The 22,583-nt window shown below is 53.9% G+C and carries 21 protein-coding genes; 15 read left to right on the top strand and 6 right to left on the bottom strand.

The window, feature by feature from the left end; all coding sequences use genetic code 11:
• The first annotated feature begins 151 nt into the window (after positions 1 to 151).
• The 3 genes from F1C16_RS02905 to F1C16_RS02895 all read left to right on the top strand — a co-directional run bounded on the left by F1C16_RS02905 (position 152) and on the right by F1C16_RS02895 (position 1,828).
• Complete coding sequence (locus F1C16_RS02905; protein WP_185282875.1) at positions 152 to 628, top strand: hypothetical protein; 477 nt, start codon at positions 152 to 154, stop codon at positions 626 to 628.
• A 10-nt stretch (positions 629 to 638) separates the two neighbouring features.
• Complete coding sequence (locus F1C16_RS02900; protein ID WP_185282874.1) at positions 639 to 887, top strand: hypothetical protein; 249 nt, start codon at positions 639 to 641, stop codon at positions 885 to 887.
• 125 nt (positions 888 to 1,012) lie between these two features.
• Entirely contained in the window at positions 1,013 to 1,828 is an 816-nt protein-coding gene (locus F1C16_RS02895; protein WP_185282873.1) for a universal stress protein, read from the top strand.
• 24 nt (positions 1,829 to 1,852) lie between these two features.
• Here the strand turns inward: F1C16_RS02895 and F1C16_RS02890 are convergent, their stop codons facing one another.
• Positions 1,853 to 3,949: a TonB-dependent receptor domain-containing protein gene (locus F1C16_RS02890; RefSeq protein WP_185282872.1), complete on the bottom strand. Its 2,097-nt coding sequence runs from the start codon at positions 3,947 to 3,949 to the stop codon at positions 1,853 to 1,855.
• Between the two features lie 167 nt (positions 3,950 to 4,116).
• On the opposite strand from F1C16_RS02890, the gene F1C16_RS02885 reads away from it, so the two are divergent.
• Positions 4,117 to 5,205 (top strand): acyltransferase, encoded by a 1,089-nt coding sequence (locus F1C16_RS02885; protein ID WP_185282871.1) that lies wholly within the window; start codon positions 4,117 to 4,119, stop codon positions 5,203 to 5,205.
• A 130-nt stretch (positions 5,206 to 5,335) separates the two neighbouring features.
• On the opposite strand, the gene F1C16_RS02880 is transcribed toward F1C16_RS02885, so the two are convergent.
• Positions 5,336 to 6,247 carry an alpha/beta fold hydrolase gene (locus tag F1C16_RS02880; RefSeq protein WP_258049007.1) on the bottom strand — a complete coding sequence of 304 codons (912 nt, stop codon included), beginning with the start codon at positions 6,245 to 6,247 and terminating at the stop codon, positions 5,336 to 5,338.
• A gap of 65 nt (positions 6,248 to 6,312) precedes the next feature.
• On the opposite strand from F1C16_RS02880, the gene F1C16_RS02875 reads away from it, so the two are divergent.
• The 9 genes from F1C16_RS02875 to F1C16_RS02835 all read left to right on the top strand — a co-directional run bounded on the left by F1C16_RS02875 (position 6,313) and on the right by F1C16_RS02835 (position 14,945).
• The gene (locus tag F1C16_RS02875) at positions 6,313 to 6,594 is read left to right on the top strand and encodes a hypothetical protein (protein ID WP_185282870.1); all 282 of its coding nucleotides are present in this window, start codon (positions 6,313 to 6,315) and stop codon (positions 6,592 to 6,594) included.
• Between the two features lie 60 nt (positions 6,595 to 6,654).
• Positions 6,655 to 7,197 carry a hypothetical protein gene (locus F1C16_RS02870; RefSeq protein WP_185282869.1) on the top strand — a complete coding sequence of 181 codons (543 nt, stop codon included), beginning with the start codon at positions 6,655 to 6,657 and terminating at the stop codon, positions 7,195 to 7,197.
• 69 nt (positions 7,198 to 7,266) lie between these two features.
• Positions 7,267 to 8,463, top strand: coding sequence for a sorbosone dehydrogenase family protein (locus F1C16_RS02865; protein WP_185282868.1), 1,197 nt, complete (start codon positions 7,267 to 7,269; stop codon positions 8,461 to 8,463).
• Positions 8,464 to 8,665: 202 nt separating this feature from the next.
• Positions 8,666 to 9,952: a dicarboxylate/amino acid:cation symporter gene (locus tag F1C16_RS02860; RefSeq protein WP_185282867.1), complete on the top strand. Its 1,287-nt coding sequence runs from the start codon at positions 8,666 to 8,668 to the stop codon at positions 9,950 to 9,952.
• 70 nt (positions 9,953 to 10,022) lie between these two features.
• The gene (locus F1C16_RS02855) at positions 10,023 to 10,571 is read left to right on the top strand and encodes a hypothetical protein (protein WP_185282866.1); all 549 of its coding nucleotides are present in this window, start codon (positions 10,023 to 10,025) and stop codon (positions 10,569 to 10,571) included.
• 256 nt (positions 10,572 to 10,827) lie between these two features.
• Positions 10,828 to 11,151, top strand: a complete 324-nt coding sequence (locus F1C16_RS02850) for a hypothetical protein (protein WP_185282865.1) — start codon at positions 10,828 to 10,830, stop codon at positions 11,149 to 11,151.
• Positions 11,152 to 11,163: 12 nt separating this feature from the next.
• Complete coding sequence (bamE, locus tag F1C16_RS02845; RefSeq protein ID WP_185282864.1) at positions 11,164 to 11,472, top strand: outer membrane protein assembly factor BamE; 309 nt, start codon at positions 11,164 to 11,166, stop codon at positions 11,470 to 11,472.
• Between the two features lie 141 nt (positions 11,473 to 11,613).
• Complete coding sequence (locus F1C16_RS02840; protein ID WP_185282863.1) at positions 11,614 to 14,436, top strand: S8 family peptidase; 2,823 nt, start codon at positions 11,614 to 11,616, stop codon at positions 14,434 to 14,436.
• A 260-nt stretch (positions 14,437 to 14,696) separates the two neighbouring features.
• Positions 14,697 to 14,945 carry a hypothetical protein gene (locus F1C16_RS02835; protein ID WP_185282862.1) on the top strand — a complete coding sequence of 83 codons (249 nt, stop codon included), beginning with the start codon at positions 14,697 to 14,699 and terminating at the stop codon, positions 14,943 to 14,945.
• A 76-nt stretch (positions 14,946 to 15,021) separates the two neighbouring features.
• On the opposite strand, the gene F1C16_RS02830 is transcribed toward F1C16_RS02835, so the two are convergent.
• Complete coding sequence (locus F1C16_RS02830; RefSeq protein WP_185282861.1) at positions 15,022 to 15,729, bottom strand: carbonic anhydrase; 708 nt, start codon at positions 15,727 to 15,729, stop codon at positions 15,022 to 15,024.
• A 133-nt stretch (positions 15,730 to 15,862) separates the two neighbouring features.
• On the opposite strand from F1C16_RS02830, the gene F1C16_RS02825 reads away from it, so the two are divergent.
• On the top strand, positions 15,863 to 16,276 hold the full coding sequence (locus F1C16_RS02825) for a hypothetical protein (protein WP_219733390.1): 414 nt from the start codon (positions 15,863 to 15,865) through the stop codon (positions 16,274 to 16,276).
• Positions 16,277 to 16,296: 20 nt separating this feature from the next.
• Here F1C16_RS02825 and F1C16_RS02820 read toward each other — a convergent pair whose 3' ends face one another.
• The 3 genes from F1C16_RS02820 to F1C16_RS02810 all read right to left on the bottom strand — a co-directional run bounded on the left by F1C16_RS02820 (position 16,297) and on the right by F1C16_RS02810 (position 21,086).
• Positions 16,297 to 17,907, bottom strand: a complete 1,611-nt coding sequence (locus F1C16_RS02820; protein WP_185282860.1) for a glycosyltransferase family 39 protein — start codon at positions 17,905 to 17,907, stop codon at positions 16,297 to 16,299.
• 46 nt (positions 17,908 to 17,953) lie between these two features.
• On the bottom strand, positions 17,954 to 18,640 hold the full coding sequence (locus F1C16_RS02815; protein WP_185282859.1) for a TIGR02117 family protein: 687 nt from the start codon (positions 18,638 to 18,640) through the stop codon (positions 17,954 to 17,956).
• 139 nt (positions 18,641 to 18,779) lie between these two features.
• Positions 18,780 to 21,086: an aconitate hydratase gene (locus F1C16_RS02810; RefSeq protein ID WP_185282858.1), complete on the bottom strand. Its 2,307-nt coding sequence runs from the start codon at positions 21,084 to 21,086 to the stop codon at positions 18,780 to 18,782.
• A gap of 168 nt (positions 21,087 to 21,254) precedes the next feature.
• Between F1C16_RS02810 and F1C16_RS02805 the strand changes: the two genes are divergently transcribed.
• Complete coding sequence (locus F1C16_RS02805; RefSeq protein ID WP_185282857.1) at positions 21,255 to 22,541, top strand: TlpA disulfide reductase family protein; 1,287 nt, start codon at positions 21,255 to 21,257, stop codon at positions 22,539 to 22,541.
• The last annotated feature ends 42 nt before the right edge of the window (positions 22,542 to 22,583 follow it).

Raw genomic sequence — 22,583 nt, 5'->3', positions numbered from 1 at the left:
TGAAAGAGAAAAACAAGGAAGATGCGCGAGGACCACATGGGCATTTTTTGCTGCCAGAGGTAGCCACGCCCCGCCCACTTTACGTAGTTCAGGAAGCGGGGGCGGTCATTTACACCGTTTTTTCCGCCATTTCACCCTAAGTCTCTCTCCCATGCAAAAGCATCCCAACGACGGCAGCAACGATAACCCGGACGAGTTCAGCGAGTTCCGCAAGCCGCACGAAAACCAAGACGTCTTCAACCTAAAAGAAGGCGAAGAGGTAGCCGAACAACCCTTGCAGCCCAACCCACAAGCAGCGCAGCCCAACGCCGGCACGCCCGGCTACGGCGACTTTGGCAAGCAGCCCCATACAACTACCAGTGGTACTGAGCACAAGCCTGCCGGCACCAATCCCGGAGGCGCAGCTGCACCTGATACCGTTGACCCGCTTCAGCGCGGCGGCGTGGCCCAAAACCAAGACCCGAGCGGGGTAGCAAAAGCAATGGGCGACGACGCCCAAGAAGATGAGAGCCGCACCTCCTGGGCCGACGACGACCCACGCTACGGCAGCGGCACCCGCAACTGGCATACCAACGAGCCTGGTAACCCCACCACCGTAGGCCCCGACCCAAACGAGGATAACCTGTAATTCTGATTTTATGGCTGATTCAGCAAACAACATCTCCGACAACCAACCCATGTCTGAGGAGCAGCGCAAGCACCACGAAGAACTGTATTCCTATAAAAAGGACGAAGAAGGTACGCTTGACACCTCCGACATGTTGGACGAAGCCTCCAATGGCCTACCTGATACGCCCACAGCCGGCCCCGACTCCGATACCAGCAGCCAAACCGACGAGTTGATGAACCCTGGCTTCAACAACCCCATTGACGACAACAACCGCTAAGCGGCAGTTCGTATGGCGTAAGCCCGCTCTTCCGTTTCGTTGGAGAGCGGGCTTTTGCATTGCTACCCAATGGCTGCTCGCCGCTTGGGTTTGTGTTGTTTTACAGAACTTAACTTCAGTGCCCAATGCATCTGCTTGTTCTAACTGATTTCTCGCCCGCCGCCGACCACGCGCTAGCCTATGCCGACGCGTTGGCTGTGCAACTACGCGCTACCCTGGTATTGCTGCACGTACAGCGCACGTCGCTTTTCGACCCAGAGGCCCTTACGGGTAGCTTGTCGCCGCTGAGTGAGGGTGAAATTGCCACGGCCCTGTTACAGCGACGCGATAAGCTGTCGGTTCCAGTTATTACGGAGGCTACCGTGGCCCGTGTAGCCGAGGCTGCGGACGCCGGCGTGCGGCGCTATCAGCCGGCCTTGCTGCTGCTGGGCAGGCCCGCTGCCACCAAAGGCTCGCCGGAAGTGGTAGCGCAGACTACGGCCCTCAAACTGCTGGGGCATTTGCCTTGCCCCTTGCTGGTAGTACCCGAAAGCGCTCCTATCCCCATGCCGCCGCAGTGCGTTGCCATTGCCGCCGACAATCAGCCGTTTTCCTTGCTCCCGCAGGCAAACGATATGGTAGCCTGGCTACACCAGCTGCCTTCTCGCTTTACGATCCTACACGTAGCCGAGCCGGAGGACAACGACAGCACTGCTGTAGCATGCCAGCACGTGCTGGACAGCGGCTTGTTGCCCACCGATTCGCGGCCGCACCACCACGGCGTGCGCCACCTATCCATAGCCGATGGCGTTGCGCAGGGTGCGAAGGAAATCGAAGCGGACCTACTGGTTGCGCAGGTGCATCGGCACACGTGGCTGGGCGACTTGTTCCACCACAGCGTCACGGCCAGGCTGGTGCAGCGGGCTACCCTGCCAGTACTACTACTCCCCATCAACGACTAGTTTCACTACTTGCCTGTCTCCATCTTACCAGCGCCAGCCTACCGTGGCGCCGCCGTACCAGTTGCGGCCATTGGCGGGTTGGAAGTAACGACCACCAAACGCATTCAGGTCGTTGCCGAGGCTGTAATTGCGGTCGGTGAGGTTGTTGACGCCTGCAAACACGTCCATCTCCAGGCGGTCCAGTAAGGTGCGGCGCCAGCCGGCGCGGCTACCGAAGGTCCAGTAGCCGGTGGCGTATTCCGTGTTGGCATCGTTGAGAGGTAGGCGGGCCTGGTGATTAACAGTGGGGTAGAGGTAGAAACCCAACTCCGAAGTAGCATCCAAGCCAGCGGTGAGCGTGTGCGGCGCGGTACCCGTGAGGCGGTTGCCACTGAAATCGTCGCCACCCGACTCGTACGTACCGAAGCGGTAGCGCTGGTAGGCATAGCTGGCCCACGCCCGCACGCCCGTGGGTAGGGCAATGGGCTGGGTACCTACGGCCGAGCTACGCCACAACCAGCCGCTCACGGTGGCTTCTACCCCACGCTGCCGGGTGGTGCCGGCATTATAGAACACGCTCACGCCCTGGTCAGTGGTGCGCGTCACGATGGTTTGGTCCAGGTGGAAATCGTAGGCGGCTATGTCGAAGGTGAGCCGATCTTGCAGAAAGGAGCCGCGGGTGCCTACCTCGTAGCTGGTGCCACGCTCGGCCTGCAACTCCCGATTCAGGGAGCCATCAGAAGTACGGATGTCGTCGGTGGTGGGCGGGGCGTAGCCGGTGCTCACGCTACCGTACACCGACCACTGCGGCGTCAGTTGCTTCAGCAGGGCCACCCGCGGCGACACTTCCGGCCGGAAGGTGCGCGTCAGCTCGTAGCCGTCGGGGTTGGTGGTGGCGTCCGATACCCGCGCAATGCGGTAGCGCAAGCGGTTGTAGCTGGCGGCTACGGTCAGCAGGAAATCGGCGGGCAGCTCGTAATCAGCCTGCGCGAAGCCGAAGCCCGTAAGCGTGCGCACCTCGTCGTTGTAGCGTAGCGCCCCTACCCTACCCCGCAGGTTCTGGAAGCTGCGCCCATCCAGGAAACCCGTTTGCAGCTCGCCGCCCGCCGTGAGGCGGAGCGTGCGGCCGGCCAGCGCCGTGCGGTAGTTGAACGTAGTGCGTCCACCGCCGCCTAACTGAGCATTGCGCTCATAGTCGGTAATAGCAGCCGTGCGAATGGCGCTACCAGTGGTGTAGAGCGTGGTTTTATTGGAAAAGCGCTCCGTGAAGCGATACTCGTGCGAAACACCCAACAATGCCGTGCGCGAAGCATAAAAGGTATTCTGCGCTACCGAGCCCGCTGCGGTAGCTGTGCTGGGCCGCGCCTGCCGCGGGTCTTGCGCAAACTGCGCCCGCGTGAGGCCGCCAGGCAGTTCATAGTCGATATCCGTGTAGAGCACGTGCACGCCAATGGTTTGCTTGGCCGATGGCCGAAACTCGCCGTCCAGCGCCACTACGTCGCGGCGTAGGGCGCTTTGCTGGCGGTAGCCATCGAGGGTCTGGCGCACATACTGGGCTCGGATGGAGCTGGTAGCCGTACCGCTCTCGGCTACGGCCGCGTAGCGACGCAACCCATAACTACCCGTAGTGAAACCCACCTGCGCCCGCGTGGTGCCTATTTCGGGCTGGCGGCTGCTGAGGAGGGCCACGCCACCGGTACCCGCACCATATACGCTACCGGCCGGACCTTTTAGTACCTCTATGCGCCCAATGGTAGCGGCATCGAGCAGGTTGAGGGCCGTGCTGCCAGTGGCATCCGTAAACGGAATATCGTTGTAGTACACCTTCACGTTGCGCACGCCGTAGGGCGAGCGGAGCGAGCTGCCGCGGATGTTGAGCCGGTAGCTGGCCGTGGCACGCTCCTCCAGCCGCACACCGGGTACCGTGTTCACGGCCTCAGCAAGGCTGGCTTCGTTGAAACGGCCAATAACGCGGGCATTCACAACGCCCACAGCGGCTGCCGTGCGGCGCAATGGTAGGTTCTGACCATAGCCTATCACCGTGGCTTCGGGTAGCACGCGCACGGTATCAGAGGGCGTGGTTTGGGCGTGCAGAGTAGCAGGCAGCAGCAATAGCAGCAGTAACGAGTAGCGATGATACATCAGGAAGCAACAAAGTGTGTTGTGCCCAACGGGAAGTATCAGGTGTTTGTTTGGGCAATTTTATACGCTGCGCACGCAGCCGGCCAATGCAGTAGATTTATAGTAGCTTGGTAGACCACACCCAGCACTAGCTTTACTGCCCAGCTAAGTCCGTTCTTCTACCGATTATGCAATCAGCAACATCTTTCCCTACCCTTCTTGCCAGCAGGCCCCATTTGGAAATACTAGATGGCCTTCGAGGGGTAGCGGCCGTGGCCGTTGTGGTATTTCACTTCATGGAAATCATTATCCCCGATTCCACGAAAAACTTTATTGGACACGGTTATTTAGCCGTTGATTTCTTTTTCTGTTTATCAGGTTTTGTTATTGCGTATGCCTATGACAATAGAATTGAAGAAATGAGCTTTGCGAAATTCTTCATGCTACGCCTTATTCGTCTGCACCCTTTAATACTTATTGGAACCGTTATAGGGTTAATTGAATACTTCTTTGATCCGTTTGTTAGCTTGTATACTATTTACGGAGCTGGTAAAACATTTTTATTATTTATCTCATCTGCCTTCCTTATTCCCTACCCACTTGTAAAAGAGCGATACGCTAATATTTATCATCTGAATCCACCTACCTGGTCTCTCTTATGGGAGTACGTTGCCAGCATTGTCTACGCGACACTGCTTTTTAGGCTGCGTAATAAAGTGTTGTGGGTTTTAACACTTGTTGCGGCCGTTATGCTTTTCTACACGGCGTATCATTTTAAAAATCTGGCCGCTGGCTGGAGCGGCGAAACCTTTTGGGGCGGCGGCGCCAGGGTATTTTTTTCTTTTCTGGCGGGTATGCTCGTCTATCGCTCGCAGTGGATAGTATCGTCGCGCCTTGGGCTGGGCAGCGTCACCTTGTTGTTGTTGCTTGCACTTCTGTCTCCTTTTTCAAATCAATTGAATTGGATAACGGAGCCGCTTATCATTATTTTTTATTTTCCTTTCTTGATTTCCCTAGGAGCCGGCGCACAGTTATCAGACCGGCTTGCGGCGGTGTGCAAATTTTCGGGCGATATTTCTTATCCGCTTTATATCATTCACTACCCTTTTATATGGTTATTTTTCAGCTATATGGCAGCTCAAAAACCCAGCGCAGGCCAATTAAGTATTCTCGTTCCGCTGGCTACTATAGCGCTGATCGTACTAGCTTACCTAACTTTAATTTGGCTGGATATTCCCATCCGACGGTATTTGAAACGCCGATTGGAAAAAGCGTAGTGAGTACCTGAGACCGTCTAAAAAGCCAGCCGGTGTAGCAACACCACATGTTGCGTCTCCAAGTTGAACGACCAACATCAGCGATATAGCGACACCATATGTTGTGTCGCTACATCGCGCTCTACACCGCTCATTCCAGACCCTTCAGCCCGTATTTTGCAAACGCCAGCACGTCTTGATTGAATCTGTCTTTGTCTGTCAGAAACAGGCCGTGCGGGGCGCCATCGTATTCCAAGTAGGCGGCTTGGGGCACATATTGCCACATCCGGCGCCCACCCGCTTTGGCCGCCGATAGCTCATCGTGGCTGCCGTGGATAACTAGGGTAGGAATGGGCACGGCCAGGCTTAGGAACGCTAAATCGGCGCGGAAATCAGTGGTGCCGAAGGCCGCAATGCAGGCCTCGGTGGCCCAGGGCGCGGCGCGTTGGCAGAGCTGCTGCATCCAATGCATCGAGGCGCTGCCGACGGAAGCGTGCAGCAAGCCGCTGCTGTAGAACTGCCGGTTGTAGTCACGCAGAAACGCGAAACGGTCGGCGCGGACGCGGGCAATTTCCTCCGCGCGGTCTTCCTCGCTCAGGCCCGCGGGGTTGGCCTCGTCCTGAAACAGGTAGGGCGTCACAGACGACACAAACACCACCTTCCCTACCCTGGCGCCCTGGTGGCGGTGCATGTAGCGCGCCACTTCGCCCCCGCCCATCGAAAAGCCTACCAGCGTCACGTTGTGCAGGTCCAGCGCATCGAGTACAGCCTTCAGATCGTCGGCGAACGTGTCGTAGTCGTAGCCGTCCCAGGGCTTGTCGGAGTAGCCGAAGCCGCGCCGGGAGTAGGCTACCACCCGCGCGCCGTGGCGGGGCAGTTCCAGTAACTGCTGCTCCCACATTTCGAGGCTGGCGGGGTAGCCGTGCAGCAGCACAATGGGCTCTCCCTCGCCCAAATCGACGTAATGCAGGCGGATAGGATGGTGTTGAGGGTCGTGGCCGACGGTCAGGAAGTTCATGCGGGCAGAGCGGAAGGTGATGTTGAGCTTGTGCGTACGGCCCAACGCGGGTAGCCGTTTCGTAGGCTTCGGTGGTTTTTGCGTAGCTTAGGCTCTATCCTACCTTCGATATGAAACAATACCTCACGCCCAAAGTGCTGGCCGCACTGCAAAGCCTGCCCACCTCCGAAGCGCCTACCCCTACCACGCTGGCCACCACGCCCGAGGAACTGCACCAGCGCGCCACCCAGCTCGACCCTACCCTGACTGAGCTGACATTAGACGCTATTGAAGCTCAGCTCGCCGGTATTTATGATGATGACACCTGGACGCAGCAACAGCTGCCGCAAGTGCCCGAAGGGGTAGCACATCGGTATACGTATGTATATGTGAATCAGGAATTATTGGGATAAAACTCTCCGCATATATCTTATTTGTTATTTGTTATGTGTCGGTTGGCAGGGAGTATTTGCGTGTTGTGGCTGCTCTTGGTTGGTACGGCAACGGGGCAGACTATCACGCCCAAAATCAGCATTAACCCGCTGTTGCATGTAGGAGAGCTTATTCCGCTGTCTGCTACGCTAGGCCTGGAAGTGGGGTGGAACAGTCGGTCATCTGTTCAACTGCTGGGAAGCTACCGGCACTTTCCGGCGCAGGATGCCGAGCCAAGCAGCGGCCCGAAAGTTTACCTCGACTACCGCCGGTACCTACACCCTCCGCAGCCGAATGTAGGTCTGTTTCTGAGTCCGTTTGTGGGAGTGGGACACTTACGGCTAGGCCTGGGCGACCTGCCGCCGCCCGGCGCTACCCAGCGGCGGCGCACAGAAGTGGAAACAGGTGCGCTATTGGGCCATCAGGCGTTGTTTTCGCGGTTGACTGCGGAAGTGTACGCTGGCCCAGCCTATCGCTGGCAGATCACTTCAGGCAGCTTCAATCAGTCCTCTTACTCAGATAAAAAGAGTTTTCTCTGGATACGGGCCGGCTTTACAGTTGGGGTCCGTCTTACGAAAGGGTAGCCTGCTTATAAGGTTTCGTAACCCTACCTCATTATCCGCAGTTGAATAGGACACAACCTTTCTTATTCAATGATGCACTTACTTCGTCATACCTTAACTGCCGCGGCGCTGGCTACCACGCTTACAGCTACCGCCCAGAACGATTACCAAAAGTCGGTGAAGGCGTCTTACGACGGCCACATCTTCAAGCCCGAGCAAGTAGACCCCACCGATGCCCGCGTAGCGCAGCTGAAAGCGCCGCCCGGTTTCAAAATCACTAAGTTTGCGGATAAGCTGGAAAAGCCCCGGATGCTGGCCGTCGCCCCCAACGGCGACGTGTACGTATCGAACCGCGACAAAGGCACCGTTACGTTGCTGCGCGACACCAACAAGGACGGCAAGGCCGACCAAACCAAGCAGGTAGCCCAGGCCGATAACCTGCACGGCCTAGCCATTAAAGACGGTAAGCTCTACGTGGCGGCCATCCGGGACTTGTATGTGGCCGATATTCAGAAAGACGGCTCGCTGAGCCCGTTGAAGCGCCTGTACAACGACCTACCCGACGCCGGCCAGCACCCCAACCGCACCCTCAACTTCGCCCCTGACGGTACGCTCTACCTCTCGGTGGGTAGTACCTGCAACGCCTGCGACGAGAACAACAAGGAAAACGCGACCCTGCTGCAAGTGAAAACCGACGGCTCGGGCCGCACGGTGTATGCCGAAGGCTTGCGCAACACCATCGGCTTTGGCTGGCACCCGCGCACGGGGCAGCTCTTCGGCTTCGACCACGGCATCGACTGGCTCGGCGACGAGCAGCAGCATGAGGAACTGAACGAAATCAAGAAAGGCGGTAACTACGGCTGGCCGTTTGTGTTCGAAGATGGCAAAGCCAACCCCGCCGATGAGCCACCCGGCGGCCAGACTTACGAGCAGTACGCGGCCAAAACCGTGAAACCCAAGCTACTGTATAAGGCTCACTCAGCTCCGCTGGGTATGGTGTTCTACAACGGCAAGCAGTTTCCGCAGGAATACCAAAACGACGCCATCGTGACCATGCACGGCTCCTGGAATCGCGCCGAGCCCTCGGGCTATAAGCTGGTGCGTGTGCACTTCAACCAGCAGGGCCAGCCCGAGAAATTTGAGGATTTTGTGACCGGCTGGCTCGTAGATGGAGATAAGGCACAATTTGGCCGCGTGTGTGGCATTGCCCAGCACGCCGATGGCTCTATTTTAGTGTCAGATGATGCGAATGGGGTGATTTACCGCGTGGCTTACGCGAAGAAGTAGGTATCACCTGCCTACCCTTCCAACTCTCACCTGTCATCCTGAGCGGAGCGAAGGACCTTCTCACGCTAGCACGACTTGCATTAGATAGTTGCTATCTGACGCAGGTCGTGCTAGCGTGAGAAGGTCCTTCGCTCCGCTCAGGATGACAGGTGGTTTTGGTTTATACCCTACCCTACCGTCCGCTTTCGTAGCTTCGCGGGGCATGAAAAAAATATCCCGCAACCTCACGTTTCAGGTTCTTACGGCCATTGTGCTGGGCATTCTGGTTGGCACGTTCTTTCCCGAGGTAGGCGCGGCAATGAAGCCCATCGGCGACACGTTCATTAACCTGATCAAGATGCTGATTGCCCCCATCATCTTCCTGACGGTGGTACTGGGCATTGGCAACATCGGCGACCTGAAGAAGGTAGGGCGCGTGGGCGGCAAGGCCATTCTGTACTTCGAAATCATCACCACGTTTGCGCTGGTAATTGGGGTAGCCGCGGCCAACCTAGCCCAGCCCGGCCGCGGTATCGATACCAGCACCGTAGCTGCCCAGGCCAGCGAAACGGCCGAGTACGCCGAAAAAGGCGCCAACATGGACTGGGTGAAATTCTTCACCCACATCGTGCCCGACAGCTTTGTGGGGGCTTTTGCCGAGAGCGACGTGCTGCAAGTGCTGCTGATAGCGGTGCTATTTGGGCTGGCCCTGAGCAAGGTGAAAGTGGACATCAGCGCGCCTGTTATCAGCATGTTCGAGAAGCTGAGTCAGATCTTTTTTGCGGTGCTGGGCTTGGTGATGAAACTGGCGCCGCTAGGGGCCTTCGGCGGCATGGCCTTTACGATTGGTAAGTACGGCATTAGCACCCTCCTACCCCTGGCCAAGTTGATGCTGACCGTGTACGGCACCATGGCCCTGTTCATCTTCGGGGTGTTGGGGTTAGTGGCGTGGCGCTACAAATTCAGTATTCTGACGCTGCTCGCTTTCATCAAAGAAGAGCTGCTGATTGTGCTGGGTACGTCGTCGTCGGAGTCGGCCCTACCCCTACTCATCGACAAGCTCGAAACCTTCGGCTGCTCGCGCTCAGTAGCAGGTTTGGTGATTCCCACGGGCTACTCATTCAACCTCGATGGCACCACCATCTATCTTTCCATCTCGGCCATTTTCCTGGCTCAAGCTTTCGGCATCGACCTTTCCCTGACGCAGCAGCTTACCATCATCGGCATTCTGATGCTGACCAGTAAGGGCGCGGCGGGCGTTACGGGCTCGGGGTTTATTGTGCTGGCCTCTACTTTGGCCGCTACCAAGGTGATACCCGTGGAAGGCATGGCACTGCTGCTGGGCGTGGATCGGTTTATGTCGGAATCCAGGGCCATTACTAACATCATCGGTAACGCCGTGGCCACGGTGGTTATAGCCAAGAGCGAGAACGAGTTTGATGAGGAAAAGAACCGCCTGGCTTTGGCTGGTCGTATCAAGCCTGAGGCACAGGAAGTGGCAGAGGAGTAGGGGCGCGTTGCACGCGCCCGTCGTTGCTGATGTTGTTAAATGACATTCGATGAAATAATCGACTACCCCAATGCCTGCCCTACCCCCCGACCTACGCAAAGCTCTTTTCAACCTACCCCAGAAAGAAAAAGACCAGTTGCTGGCCCGCCTTGTAGCCCAGGATAGCGTGCTCATGGAGCAGCTCAGCTACCGTTTGCTCGAAGGCCCCGATGCCCTGGAGGAACGCCGCCACCGCCTGCGCCAGCAAGTAGACGACCCCGTGCGCGGCTACCACCAAACCCCCAACGACCTGCTCGTGATTCTGCGGCAGCTCCAGGCGCGGCTGGCCTATCACACTAAAATCACGGGTGATACATACGGCGAGGTAGAGCTGAGTATCCGCCTGCTGCTGAACGTGTTTGCCCACCAACCCGAAAGCGTGGCGCGCCTGCACGGCCCTACCCAGCCCCTTCTCCAACACTTAGCCCGCCGCACCCAAGAAGCCCTCAAACAAGCCCAGAAACTTCACGAAGACTACCACGTGGAGCTGGCCGATAGCCTTAATGAGCTACTGACACGGCTGTATCAATCGGCCGCCGCACCGCTGGCGCGAGAATTGGGTGTGCCGTTGCAGTGGTGAAATGGTGAGCTTATGAATTTTTGAGATAGTAGAGTAGCGCCTGTCATCCTGCGCTTGCGAAGGACCTTCTGCCAGTTGAACGACTATTGTACTAACGACTTGTTCTACCGTGAGAAGGTCCTTCGCGCTGCTCAGGATGACAGACGCTCTCGCATTCACCATTTCACAAACGCACCACTTCCTAACTCTTCCGACCTAAAACCAGTAGAAGCAAGAACGGCCGCCGATAATCGGTCGGCTCTATCACCTCTACACTATGTCGTCTGTTCCCACTCCCGAAAATGTGCGCGTACCCCAACACCTTTCCGATGCCGACTTACGGCAGGCGTTGGAGGAATTGGACGCCAAAATAAAGACACTGCACAACCGCGCCCACGCTACCACCGCCGGCTCGCACGCCACCTACCATGAGCACGCGGCGGCACTGGAAGCCAAGCGGGCAAAGCTGGTTGCGCAACTCGGCCCTACTCCTACCGAACACGCGGCTGGCGCTACCCCATCGGAACAAAATAAAAGCCTGTGGGAAGAAATAGCGCGTGGTATTGAAAACCTGCGCAAGGACCTGCGCGACATCGTTTAGAAGCATCTAACCATGAAAATATACGCCACGCTAGCCGCTGCTGCGGCCTTGCTACTGAGTGCCTGTACGGCCCAGGAAAGCTATAAAAACGCGGTTAGCTGCGCTGAAGTAACGGTAGGGATGACACAGGAGCAAGTGCGCCACCTAATGGGCGAACCCACCGGCGACGACGCTACCGGCAATGGCCACACTTGGTCCTACCTCTTCGGCAGCGCCACCGATACACAGCCGATCAAGATTATGTTTGGTGCCGATGGCCAGGTAACAGGCAAAGAATGCGCACCCGAAGCTTCGGGTGCAGAGCGGCCCACGGGCAACTAAACGGCTAACAAAACACGCGCAAAAAGGCGGGGTTCTTGCAGTAATCGGAGGTAAACAAAACGTAGAAATCCGCACGCATTGGCAAGTTCGTATGAACTTGCCAATGCGTGCGGATTTCTACCATTTCCTTACCTACCCCCGATGCAGCTACCGTTACGTGTTGTTCGTTATTTCTTGCTGATTTGCTGGCTACTACCTGTTCTGCGGGTAGCAGCTCAACCGTCTGATTCGGCTACACCTTCAGCCCCAACCGTACAGCCGGGACGGCTGGTTTTCCGTCTGAAGCCGGAGTTGCGTCATTTGGCTACGGCCACGGTCATTGCCGAGCCTACCCTGTTAGCTGCCCTGCAACGTATCGGGGCCACGCAGTTGCACCAGAAATTCAGCAACACGCTCCTCCCCGATCCTGAAAAGCCCGGGTCGGTCGATATCAGCCTGATTTATGAAATCCAGTTGCCTACCCCCACAGACCTCGACCGGGCACGGCACCTGCTGCAGAATACCGGCACTGTGCTGTACGCCGAGCCGCTTTACTACTACGCGCCGCTCTCCCAACCCAATGACCCCCTAGCTGATTCCACCCGCACTGATGGACAATCGTATCTGCGCAACATTCGGGCGTACAGCGCCTGGGATGTAACAAAGGGCGATACCACTATTGTAATTGGTATTTCTGATACGGGTATCAATTTCGACCACCAAGATTTAGGTCAGGTAAAATATAATTATGCAGATCCGATTGACGGCATTGATAATGACCACGATGGCTATATTGACAACTTCAGAGGTTGGGACCTAGCCGATAAGGATAACAATCCCTATGTCGACGCACTACTTGGTCCCAAGAAACATGGTGTGTTAGTTACCGGCATAGCAGCAGGCACACCTGATAATGCAAAGGGCATTGCGGGAGTAGGATACAAATGCCGCTATTTGCCTCTCAAAATATATCCGAGTACGGCGCAGGGTGCTTTCTCGGGTTATGAGTCGATGGTGTACGCCGCCGAGCACGGTTGCCAAGTGCTTAATGTATCGTGGGGCGGACCGGGCAGCCGCTCTCAATACGAACAAGATGTTATCAGCTACGTTGCCGTAAATCGGGATGTGGTGATTGTAGCAGCGGCTGGTAATAACAATGCAGAACAGGATTTTTATCCTGCCAGCTACGACCATGTGTTGTCGGTGGCTGGTATACGAGCCGATAATACGAGGGGTGCCCTCACCTATAGCCGACGTGTTGATATATGCACGCTGGGCACAGACGTTCTAACCACTCTGGGTGATTATGTGGATGGATATGTATCCGTAACTGGGTCGTCGTTTGCCGCGCCTATTGCGGCGGGTGTGGCGGCACTGGTGCGTAGCCAGTTTCCTAGCTATTCAGCAGCACAAGTAATTGCGCAAGTGCGCGCCACTACTAATCCCGATATTTACACCCTACCCGGCAATGCGGCCTACCTGGGCAAGCTGGGCACAGGTCGACTGGATGCATACCGAGCTGTGCTGACTACCGATGCGCGCGCTGCGCGAGTCGTACGCAGTCAGGTACTGCGCACCAGCACGGCAGGGCAGCAAGAGTTGGAAATAGAAGTGCAGAACCTTTTGCAGCCGGTAACTAACCTGCGGGTGTCTCTCACGTCGCTTTCTCCCTACCTCACCACTCCTTCCGATGTTTTTGCCGTGGCAGCCCTGCCCACGCTCGGGAGAGCTACCAACATCGATAAACCCTTCCGGCTGACAGTTGCTGCCAATACGCCGCTCAATGCCAAAGCGCTGATTGAGTGCCGGCTAATGGCTGATAACGGTTTCCAAACCACACAGTATCTGACGGTGGTTTTAAATCCCGGTTACGTGGTGCTCGATGCAAACGACTTGCGGCTTACCCTGGCCAGCCAGGGTACGCTGGGTTACGACAATCCTGCTTCTGGTATCGGGGAAGGGATTACCTATCGCCAAGGTAGCTCACTGTTGTATGAAGGAGGGCTGGTGGTAGCTACATCGCCCACGCGTGTCTCCAGTCAGGTGCGCGGCGCCAAAGGGAATGACCAGGATTTTCACATGCAAAGTCAGACGCTCTTTAGCCGCCCTGTGCGGGCCACGCAGGAGGCACAGGGTGTGTTTCAGGACTCACTGCCTAGTGCCACACGTAACCGCACGGTAGGGGTGCGGGTGCACCAGCACGCCTACGCTTGGGCCGCTGCTCCTGCCCGCAACTATGTAGTGCTACAGTATCGGCTCACCAACATGACCCCCGATACGCTAAAGCCGCTCTACGCTGGTCTATTTATGGATTGGGACCTACCCCGCGATGCTGCTCGCAATGTGGCCATGTGGGATGCCAGCCGTGCGCTAGGGTACGTGTATAGCCTGGCCACCTCCGATCTGTACGTGGGTGTGCAGGTGCTGGATGGAGGAGCGCCTGCATACTACGCCATCAACAATGCCGCTACTACCGGTCTAGTAGCACCAGCTACTGGGGGCTTTAGCCGAACCGAAAAATACGACGGTCTCAGCAATGGAACTACGTATGCTAGTGCTGGCCTACCCTACGGCGCCGATGTTTCACAGCTGGTAGGCGCCGCTCTACGTGCCCTACCCCCCGGCGACTCCACCACCCTAACGCTGGCCGTGTTGGGAGCATCATCGTTGCCAGAATTGCAAGCCGCCGCCGACGATGCCCGCCAGCGCTTTGCGCAGGTGCTACCCACACGCCCGGCAGCCCCCGTTGTCACTTGGCAAGCCTACCCAAATCCTACTACTGGAAAACTACACATAGAGATACCTCCCTCCTTCAGCCCCACCGACATTCGTTTGTTTAACCAAGCAGGCACCATGGTGCTGCAACAGGCAGCCACTACTCGTACCACACTAGATTTGCATGCGTATCCGGCTGGTCTTTATCTATTACAAGTACGCTCGGCTGGCGGTAGCACTCTTTCACAACGAGTAGTCGTACAGCCATAACAAAGGTGGCTTCTGCTACAGTACATCTCGCTCCACTCAGTAGCGACCACAAGATTATATACGTTTTATACTAAACAATATTCAACTAAATGGGTTAGCATGAACAATAAAACATCTTAAAAATTAAATATAAATTATTGCTTTGAAAAGTACTAAATAAATCTATTAATTATAACTATTTAAATATTAAAACCGTATTAAATTTAGAATATCTTAGTACTAATTTGCTTAGTTTCGAATCAATATTCGTATCTTTGGATATGTCGAAAGTCAAACTTCCCGTCCCAACGCCCGTGCAGCATTTTGCTCGCTGTGTAGACGACTCACGCCGCCCGGCTGACTATATAGGCGAATGGCCCGAAGAGGGCCAGATATACCCTGTGCGTGTATTGACACATGCTCGCACTGGTCAGCCACAGGTGCACATTCTGGGTTTCTACGCTGAGGCACCCTACGGTGCGTTTGCAACCGAGCGCTTTGCGCCTGTTGCCAGCATCTGGCTGAATTAGCCAGCCGTTTTTCCACGCCTTACCGGCTGCCTCCGTTATACTACACGGAAGCAGCCGTTTTTATTTAGCGCCCGTTCTACCGGTTGTCTTCTACACTCGCTTCTTTACCAATCTCAGCTGCAGGGCTGCTTTTGCTGTTGTAAAGCGTTTCTTCACTCAGGTTATAGATGTCCTGAATGTCGTGTAGGATGTGCTCGAAGTCCAGGTTCAGATCTTTTAGTAAGCCCGTTCTCAAGTCGAATACCCAGCCGTGTACAATGGGGTAGCCTTGTTTGAGGTAAGCCTGCTGCACCACAGCAGTTTTAATGACATTCACACATTGTTCCTGCACATTTAGCTCTACCAAACGGTCGTAGCGTGCATCGGTGTCCTCGATGGCATCTAGCTCGGTGTGGTGCAAGCGATATACATCGCGGATGTTACGCAGCCAAGGATTCATGATACCCAAATCTTTGGGTTGCATAGCCGCTTTCACACCGCCGCAACCATAGTGTCCGCATACCACAATATGCTTTACCCCCAGGTGTAACACAGCATATTCAATCACCGACATGGCGTTCAAATCGATGTTAATCACCATGTTGGCAATATTGCGATGCACGAACGCTTCGCCAGGAGCCACACCCATCAGTTCTTCGGCTGTCACGCGCGAATCGCTGCACCCAATGTAGAGGTAATCGGGGCGCTGGTCAGAGGCTAGGCGCTTCAAAAATTCTGGGCCAGATGCCTCGTTGTTGGCTACCCACTGGCGGTTGTTCTCGAAAATCTGTTCGTATGTAATCATGGTAGGTTTGGAAAAAGTGCAGACAGTTCTCGGCTATACTACGATTTTGTTGGAGAATAAGCTGTCTACGGATGTGTTACTTTTTCCGGCTACTGCGTCGTTCCTACCTTTGTTCGGCCTAACGTTCTGCCATATGCCCCCGCCCTCCGAACATTTTGTATACACCATTCCGGCGTCTTATCGGCGTATGGAAAACCTGCATATTCTTTTCTGGCTACTCAAGGATATTGGCTGGTGCATGATCTGGAAGCCGCTCGGTATCAGCATGATATTTCCTACCCTAAGCATTGCGCTGCTCATCACCTGGCGCACCCGTGGTATCAAAGCCGAGCTAGCGCACAACTTGGCCATCGTGTTCTGGATTACGGCTAACTCTTACTGGATGATCAGCGAATTTGTTGGTTTTGACGCGGTACAGCTAGGTTACGGCTTCACGGGCAAGCATTTGGCGCTGGTGCCGTTTCTGCTGGGCCTCTGCATCTTGCTCTATTACTACCTCATCGAAAAGCCCCGCGAAACGCAGCCCGAGCAGGTGGCAACGTTGTAAAAAACATCTTGCTTATTAACCTACTCTATTATTCCTACTTCCCAATACTCGTTAGAGAAAACTACTTTTTTATGAATATTTTCTTTGTCCTGCATATGTTTTTTATAGAATAAATATCCATAAGGTTTACTTTTATCTATAAATGAATAATCAAAAATATACTTCCCAAATTTATTTACTTTGTAAATTCCGTTTTCAATTTCAAAATCAACTTCTTCCCTAAATTTTTTAGGCGAATATTGTAAATAAAATAAAGTATATATGTATGACTGAGATAACTCATTAGTTATACACACTTGCGTTACTGGCAATGAATCAGTAGCTATATACGCCTCTCTTAACCCATCATTAAAACTATCCTTTATTTCATAAGAGGAATATGAGTTGAAATAATAATTTATAGCAAGTCCATTTTCAATTATTACTACAGACAACACAACTACGTATAGTATTGATCTCCAAATTCTATTCTTTACATACGCCAGTACGCAAAATATACCCCATGCAGACATAACTAAGCAAGGAATATAAAAGTTATTAAATCTATTCACGTTTAGGAAAAATATTAGAGATAGAAACAATGAACTTACTAACCAAGCAAAGAATATAGACAACAGCACGAAATACTGCTCATACATCACTACGTATTTTATTTTTTCTTTATAAAAATATTGATATAAAAAAAATACAGACCCTATAAAAGACAGCACCAAAGCAAATGAAAATAAAATATTAAATCCATCCATTTTACTAAATGGACTATGGTCATCAAATCCGGATAAAATAAAGTGACTATTTTCGTATAAAATTGCTTTCCAGCTTCCTCTACTAACTTGATTTAATCTATTAGATGGAAATAGAGGTGTGCCAAAAAATAATTGATCTAGTAATAAAATATCACGGTGAAAGATGTAGTTTTCTAATATAAATGTTATAAAAGGAAAAGATAAAATAACAAATATAAATAAAGCTCCTATCCATTTTTTATAATTCACTTTGATTATTCGATAATTAAAGTGAATTATAATTATAAAAAACATCGGCAACACAATCAACACGGTGCCATACGCATATAAAGATAAAGCAAATGGAATTAGGCAAAAAAGTATCCAATAAGATTTTTTGGCAAGCAAAGCGCGGGATAATGTTGTGCAACCTAAAAGCATAAAAAAAGGCGAAATATTACTTTCTAATCCCCATCTCGACAACATAAAATGCCAAGGAACGCTTACTATAAACAGTAATCCTATTAAAGCTATTGAAGAGCCTAATGGTCTAATGCAGTAATAAATTAATGGAAGAGTGAGTAACCCAATCAAAAGCATAACAATTCGAGCGGAGAATATTGTAAGCCCTAATTGATTAATAAAAGGAATTGACAGATAGGCTAATAATACATTTTGACCACTTCCCCATGATGGAAAGTAAGCTGGAGTTTTATTTCCCCATCTATCTTCACCAGTTTTCGCGAGCGAATAAGATTCATAAGCACTTGCTGCTTCGTCTTGATTTAACCCAGGTGGTATCGCAGGAAATTCGTATACTCTAATAAACGCCCCTATTATTATAAGTATAATAACTATTATTCTGTTTTTATATTTATTCCGCATATAAGCAAATGAATTCAACATATTTTTTTAAAAAAGTATTATCAACAAATATATTAAAAATATGAAATCACTGGTACTGATAAAAAATCCCCGAATCAAAGGGCGTCCACAGGGCGGCTTTTTGATTCGCGACTTTCAAGCCGTCGTTGGCCCAGGTGTTGCAGGTGTAGAATAGATTATACACACGCTTGGCCTCATAAAACGCATCGTAGCGGCCGTAGCTATGACCAGCAATGTGCTGCACCCTACCCTGCGTATCGTAACGGAAGCTGGTTTTAATGAACTCGATCAAACGAGCGTAGTCAGCGGGTTTGAGGTAGATGCGGACGCAATCGGGGCCTTCGCTGGGCTCGTGGTAGAACGTGGTGTGCATAGCCGAGGAGCTAAGCCAGAACATAGCTTCAAAAGCCGTACTGGCCTTTAGATCGGCCCAGGTAGGCGTATCGAGATAGAAGCCCTTATCACCCCATCCAAAGCCTACGTAGCGCATGGTAGTATCTGAAGCAGGCGTATCGGTATAGGGGATAAACTCGCTCCAATCGATTTGCGAAGTACGCACAGGCAGCACAATATCGGTATGCACGCCATTGGATAAGATATAGGCCTCAATAGTGCCCTCAGTTGGTGGTGTGCGCGTACCCACTGGAATGCGCGACAGGATAAACGACGTGCCCAAGTAGAGCGCTACCGCTCCCAAAATACCTGCGCCGGTATAGGCAATTCCTTTTCCTATTTTCTGAAGCGTTGCTGCCATAAAGAGTGTTGAGCTTTTCCCTTCATACGATTCCAGCCAAAAAGTAACCAGTGCTTCCTACCCTCCATAACATAAAAAAGCCGCTTCCCTACATGAGAGAAGCGGCTTTTGCAATGTAGAACAAACTACACCAATCTGGTTACACCAAGTTGCCAGCCGTGTCGGTTGGCACCTGGCCCGACTCCTGCAAGCGGATCAGGTTGAGGGCTGAACCGGCTTTGAACCACGCAATCTGTCCCTCATTGTAGGTATGATTGAGGGTGATAAGGTCGGTGTCGCCATCAGCGTGGTGCAGACGAGCCTGCAACGGTTTGCCGGGCTGGAAGTCCGTCAGACCGAGGATGTCGATGGTGTCGGCTTCTTCAACCAAACCATAATCGTTCTTATCAGCAAACGTGAGAGCCAGCATCCCCTGCTTCTTCAGGTTGGTCTCGTGGATACGGGCAAACGACTTCACAATCACGGCGCGCACGCCCAAGTGGCGGGGCTCCATAGCGGCGTGCTCACGCGAGCTGCCTTCGCCGTAGTTCTCGTCGCCTACTACCACCGTGCCGATGCCCATGCTCTTGTAGCTACGAGCGGCCTGCGGTACGGTGTTGTAACCGTCGCCTTGTACCACGAAGTCGCGTACCGAGTTGGTTTCGTCGTTGAAGGCGTTGGTAGCGCCGATAAGCATGTTGTTGGAGATGTTGTCTAGGTGACCACGGTACTTCAACCACGGGCCAGCCATCGAAATGTGGTCGGTGGTGCACTTGCCTTTGGCTTTGATGAGCAGGCGCAACCCTTTCAGGTCGGTGCCTTCCCAAGCCTTGAAGGGCTCCAGCAACTCCAGACGCTCCGAGGTAGGATCAACAACAACCTGCACACCCGAGCCGTCAGCAGCAGGAGCCTGGAAACCAGCGTCCTCTACAGCAAAGCCTTGAGCCGGCAGCTCAATACCCATCGGCTCGTCCAGCTTCACCTGCTGGCCGTCTTTGGTAGGTAGGGTGTCGGTGAGGGGGTTGAACGTCAAATCACCGGCAATGGCGAAGGCCGTCACGATTTCGGGCGAGGCCACAAACGCGTGCGTGTTCGGGTTGCCGTCGTTGCGCTTGGCGAAGTTGCGGTTGAACGAGGTGATGATGGAGTTCTTGCGCTTGGGGTCGTCGGTGTGGCGGGCCCACTGCCCGATGCACGGACCGCAAGCGTTAGCCAGCACCACACCGCCCATCTGGGCAAACGTGTCGAGGAGGCCGTCGCGGGCTACCGTGTAGCGCACCTGCTCCGAGCCGGGCGTTACGGTGAATTCGGCGTTTACCGACAGACCTTTTTCAACAGCCTGCTGGGCTATGGAAGCCGCACGGGTGATGTCTTCGTACGAGGAGTTGGTGCAGGAGCCAATCAGGCCTACTTCCAACTTCTCGGGCCAGCCAAACTCTTTCACGGCCGCAGCGAACTGCGAAATTGGCCAGGCAGCGTCCGGCGTGAACGGGCCATTCACGTAAGGCTCTAGCTCCGACAGGTTGATTTCAATCAGTTGATCGAAATACTTCTCCGAGTCCTGGTACACCTCATCGTCGGCGCGCAGGTGTTGGCGGATGCCGTTGGCCAACTCGGCCACGTCGGCGCGGTCGGTAGAGCGCAGGTAGTCGGCCATCTTATCATCGTAGCCGAATACCGAGGTAGTAGCCCCGATTTCAGCACCCATGTTGCAGATGGTGCCTTTGCCGGTGCAGCTCAGGTTGTCGGCACCCTCGCCGAAGTATTCTACGATAGCGCCAGTGCCGCCCTTCACGGTCAGGATACCGGCCACTTTCAAAATCACGTCTTTGGCAGAAGCCCAGCCCGACAGCTTGCCGGTCAGTTTCACGCCGATTACTTTCGGGAATTTCAACTCCCAGGCCATGCCGGCCATCACGTCTACAGCGTCGGCACCGCCTACCCCAATGGCAATCATGCCGAGGCCACCCGCGTTGGGCGTGTGCGAGTCCGTACCGATCATCATACCGCCGGGGAAGGCGTAATTTTCCAGTACTACTTGGTGGATGATACCAGCACCAGGCTTCCAGAAGCCGATGCCGTATTTATTGGAAACCGAAGCCAGAAAATCGTATACTTCCTTGTTTTCGTTGTTAGCCGTAGCAAGGTCTTCCGAAGCGCCTTCTTTGGCTTGTATTAGGTGGTCGCAGTGTACAGTGCTGGGCACAGCAGCCTTGGCTTTGCCGGCTTGCATGAACTGGAGCAGCGCCATTTGGGCGGTTGCGTCCTGCATGGCCACACGGTCGGGAGCGAAATCGACGTAGGAAACGCCCCGCTCGTAAGCCTGCTTTACATCGCCGCCGTAGAGGTGAGCGTACAGGATTTTTTCGGTCAAAGTGAGCGGGCGGCCAACGGCGGCACGGGCGGCTTCGATGCGCTGGCCCATACCGGCGTACACGGCCTGAATCATTTCTAAGTCAAACGCCATAATGCAAAAAAGAGAAAAGGTGAACTAGGGTAAACTTCCTAATAGGTACGCAAATATAGTTGCCGGGCGTTGCGCTACCCAAACTTTATCTTCGCCGGAACTTAGTCTATAAACCAACTAACTAGCGTAGTGGTTTAGCTTTGACTCATTCCTTACCTTGTTTAGAATATGTCTGTTTTTCAGAAGCTCCTTTTGGGCGCCGGTACTGCCCTCACCATAGCCGCTTGCACATCCAATTCTGGCGACCGTACAACCGCTGATTCTGCCGCCGAAGAACCCTCTACCCCCCTGCGGGTAGGACCGTGGCGGGGGGAGCTTACGGCCCAAGGGCAACAGATTCCGTTTTTGTTTGTGGTAGAGCGCGACACGGCCAATCAGCCCGTGGTGTATTTGCGCAACGGTGAAGAGCGCCTGAAACTGGATGAAATCACAACCGCTGGCGACTCTACTACCATCCGACTGGGTGCTTTTGATGCGGCGTTGGTCGTGCGCTCTGCCGGCGACGGACAGCTAACGGGCGCTTGGGTGAAGTATGATGCCAAGGAGCCCTACCGCATACCTTTCACAGCGCAGCTAGGTGGCCAGCAGCTATTTTTCAGCAAACAACAGGCAAATCCGGCTGATTTTAATGGTACCTGGCGCGTGACGTTCCGGGGCGACAAGCCCGAGGACTCCTACCCTGCGGTGGGCGTATTCAAGCAAAAAGGCCATGATGTAACGGGCACGTTTCTGACTACTACCGGCGACTACCGCTACCTGGCGGGCCAGGCCAATGGCGACACGCTGCGCCTCTCTACTTTCGATGGCAGCCACGGCTTCCTGTTCACGGCGGCCAAGCAAGCAGATGGCACCCTACAGGGCGACTTCTACTCCGGCAAAACCGGCCATGAAACCTGGGTGGCCAACCTCGACCCCAACGCCAAACTACCCAACGCCGACTCGCTGGCGGGCATGAAGCCAGGGCAGAAAAAACTGACGTTTAAGTTTCCGAGCGTGCTAGAAGGCGGCAGCATTTCACCTTCCGACCCCAAGTACCAGGGCAAGGTAGTGGTGGTGCAACTGTTGGGCTCGTGGTGCCCCAACTGCATGGATGAAACCAACTTCTTGGCCCCCTGGTACGAGAAAAACAAGCAGCGCGGCGTCGAAATCATTGGCTTGGGCTACGAGCGCACGCCCGACCAGCAGAAAGCCGCCGCGAAGCTGCTGAAAATGAAGCAGCGCTTCAACGTGGGCTACGATGTGGCTGTGGCCGGTGTGGCCGACAAAGATGCTGCTGCCAAATCCCTACCCCAAATCGAAAAAGTATTGGCCTTCCCTACCACCATTTTCCTGGATAAGAAGGGTGAAGTACGGAAGATTCATACCGGATTCTCTGGCCCCGGCACCGGCAAATACTACGATCAGGAAATTGCCGAATTCAACAAGACCATTGATCAGCTTCTAGCCGAAAAGTAGGTTATAGCACCGTCTAAGCTGAAAATAGCGCGCCCTGTCGCT

Source organism: Hymenobacter sp. NBH84, assembly GCF_014217645.1.
Taxonomy (GTDB): domain Bacteria; phylum Bacteroidota; class Bacteroidia; order Cytophagales; family Hymenobacteraceae; genus Hymenobacter; species Hymenobacter profundi.
This window is presented reverse-complemented; position numbering and strand designations above follow the sequence as displayed.